A 2,823-nucleotide genomic window follows, 5' to 3' on the forward strand; every position below is an offset into this window, starting at 1 on the left:
AGTCCCAGATGTTCATCCAGCGCTACATCGAGCGATTCCCGGCGGGGGGCGAGATCGTGATCTTCGACCGCAGCTGGTACAACCGCGCCGGCGTCGAGCATGTCATGGGATTTTGTAGCGAGGCGGAGTATCGCCGCTTCCTCGATCTCTGCCCGCGCATCGAGCGCTTCATCGTCGACGGCGGGACCCAGCTCATCAAGTTTTGGCTGGAAGTGGGCAAGCAGGAGCAGAAGCGCCGCTTCCTGGCGCGGATCGAGGATCCTCTCCGGCAGTGGAAGCTGAGCCCGATGGACCTCGAATCCTACGGCCGCTGGTACGAGTTTTCGAAGGCACGCGACGCGATGCTGGCGGCCACCGACACCGACGACGCGCCCTGGTACATCGTCCGCTCGGACGACAAGCGGCGGGCACGCCTCAACTGCATCGCCCACCTCCTCCACCTGATCCCCTACAAGGAGGTCAAGCGCGAGGCGGTGACGTTGCCGAAGCGCAGCAAGGCGAACGCCTACGACGATGTCCTCATGGACAGGCGCTTCGTCCCGGAACGATACTGAGGTCGGGCTCGTGCCGGCCGCGCCCGGGGCCTGAGCGTCCAGCCCCGGCCGTGCCGCCGTCAGAGCCCGAGGCTCGCCTTGAACTCCTCCAGGCGGCCGATCGAGACGTCGAATTGGGCATGCGTCGCCTCGTCCACCGTCGCGTCCCGCTCCAGCTGGAGGTGGGCGATCTCGTCTTCGATCTGGGCGGCGGTCAGCTCCTCGACCGGCAGAACCCGCTCGGCCAGGATCGTGACCCGGCCGGCCGTGACCTCGACGAAGGCGCCCCGCACGAAAGCGCGGCGTCCGGTGCCGGCGGCATCGGTAGCGAAAACGATGCCGGGATGCAGCGCCGTCACGAGGGTCGCATGGCCGGCCAGGACGGTCATGTCCCCCTCGACACCCGGCAGCACCACGGATCGGATCTCGCCTGCGAAGACGACCCGCTCGGGTGAGACCAGCTCGGCGTACAGCTCGGCCATCGCGGCTCCCTCCCCGATGCGGTTGCCGCGCCCGGGCGCGCTCAGGCCATGATGCTGAGACCGCCGTCCACGTAGATCGTCATGCCGGTCAGGTGCGCGGCGTAGGGCGTCGCCAGGTAGGCCGCGGTGAGGCCGACATCGTCGATGTCGACGAGCTCGCCGATCGGCGCACGCTGCACCGCCTCTGCCAGAAGTAGGTCGAAATCCTTGAGGCCCGAGGCGGCGCGTGTCTTCAGGGGGCCGGGCGAGACGGCGTGGACACGGATGTCCTGTTTCCCGAGCTCGTAGGCGAGGTAGCGGACCGCGCTCTCCAGCGCCGCCTTCACGGGGCCCATCAGGTTGTAGTTCGGCACGACCTTGTTGGCGCCGTGATAGCTCATGGTCAGGAGCGTGCCGCCCTCCGGCATCAGCGGCGCCGCGAGCCGGGCCATGCGGATGAAGGAGTGGCAGGAGACGTCCATCGCAACCTTGAAGCCCTCCGACGAGCTGTCGACGAGCCGACCCTGAAGGTCCTCCTTCGGGGCGAACGCGATCGAATGCAGGGCGATGTCGAGCCTGCCCCAGGTCTCGGCGACCTGGCGGAACACAGCTTCGAGCTCGCCCTCCTTCTGGACATCGCAGGGTGCGAAGATCGGTGCGTCCAGTTCCCGCGCCAGCGGCTCGACGAAGGGCCTGGCCTTTTCGTTCAGGTAGGTCAAGGCGATCTCCGCCCCGAGCCGGCGGAACACCCGGGCGCATCCAAACGCGATGGAGTGCGCGTTGGCCACGCCGAGCACAAGGGCGCGCTTGCCGGCCAGCGCGTTGCCGTCAGGAACCTGTATCATCGGTGAGCCCTCTGCGACTTGCCTCGGCCGGCTTGGCGCCCGGGCGCGTGCGACGATGCGCCGATGGGCGCCATGCCCACCTCGGGGACCTGTTCCGGCCCCAGGAGACGCCGGAACTCGGGCATCAGCGCCCGCTGCTCCGGCGCGAGGTCGATCTTGTCCGTCAGCCGTTCCAGAAGGCCGAGGAGGCGCCGGCGCTCCTCGGCCGTTCGCACGAGCATCGGCAACGTCGCCAGCGCGCGTTCAGGCTCGTGCTCGACGATGTAGGATTGCTGCCGCACGACCTGGCTGGCCTCGCCGGCCGTCAGGTCGAGCAGGCCGACCTCGCTGCCGACGAGCGTCCGGATGCGCTTGGCGGTCGAGAGACGCTTCTCGCGCGTCCCGAGGCGGGCAGCGAGCAGCGTCGCCCGGACGGCGGCCTCGGTGAACCCGCCCTGCTCGATCCGGGCGAGGGCCTCGCGGACGGCCGGCACCTCACCGGCGGGGCGGTACACCGGCGTCTCGGCCGCGGGTCCGGCCGGGGCCAGGAGGCTCATCGGGCCGTAGAGGTTGTAGAATAGGTTCTCGGCCGCCGCGTCGCGCAACTGCCGGTAGAGATCCCACGACGCGGTCACCCCGGCCGCGAGCGCTCTCTCCGCGGCGGCGCTCGGTCCGGCCTCGTCCCGGGGCGTGCGATGGGCCCGCGCGAACTCGGCCCAACCTTTCAGCGGTGCGAGCCAAGGGTTGAGATCCGAGATCGCCCATCGGCGCGCCCGGAGCGGGTGGAGGGCCCGCGCGATCTTTCCCATCTCCGGGGTCACCAGGGCTCCGAGCACCGGATGCACGAAGGTTTCGTAGAGCGAGGCGTTGAACTCCGAGACCTTCTCGACGGCGGCGAAGGGGACCTCGTCCTTGCGGGCGTATTTCTGCAATTGCTGCAGGTTCTCGACCCGGTGCTCCGTCAAGACGACGTCGTAGCGGGTCGCACCGTTCGTTGCCTGCTCC

The 2,823-nt window shown here is 69.1% G+C and carries 4 protein-coding genes; 1 reads left to right on the forward strand and 3 read right to left on the reverse strand.

What is annotated here, in order from left to right:
• On the forward strand, window positions 1–554 hold a 554-nt coding region (locus WDW90_RS36075; protein ID WP_336492548.1), incomplete at its 5' end, for a polyphosphate kinase 2 family protein.
• A 59-nt stretch (window positions 555–613) separates the two neighbouring features.
• On the opposite strand, the gene atpC is transcribed toward WDW90_RS36075, so the two are convergent.
• The 3 genes from atpC to WDW90_RS36090 all read right to left on the reverse strand — a co-directional run.
• Window positions 614–1,015 (reverse strand): ATP synthase F1 subunit epsilon, encoded by a 402-nt coding sequence (gene atpC, locus WDW90_RS36080; protein ID WP_336492549.1) that lies wholly within the window; start codon window positions 1,013–1,015, stop codon window positions 614–616.
• 41 nt (window positions 1,016–1,056) lie between these two features.
• Window positions 1,057–1,839 (reverse strand): enoyl-ACP reductase FabI, encoded by a 783-nt coding sequence (gene fabI, locus WDW90_RS36085; protein WP_336492550.1) that lies wholly within the window; start codon window positions 1,837–1,839, stop codon window positions 1,057–1,059.
• On the reverse strand, window positions 1,836–2,823 hold a 988-nt coding region (locus WDW90_RS36090), incomplete at its 5' end, for a DUF3141 domain-containing protein (RefSeq protein WP_336492551.1). The genes WDW90_RS36090 and fabI, both read right to left, overlap by 4 nt.

This window comes from Methylobacterium nigriterrae, assembly GCF_037106235.1.
Classification (GTDB): domain Bacteria; phylum Pseudomonadota; class Alphaproteobacteria; order Rhizobiales; family Beijerinckiaceae; genus Methylobacterium; species Methylobacterium nigriterrae.

Coding starts and splice junctions, on each gene's coding strand:
- fabI (WP_336492550.1), bottom strand. CDS start 1,839: ATGATACAGGTTCCTGACGGCAACGCGCTGGCCGGCAAGCGCGCCCTT.
- atpC (WP_336492549.1), bottom strand. CDS start 1,015: ATGGCCGAGCTGTACGCCGAGCTGGTCTCACCCGAGCGGGTCGTCTTC.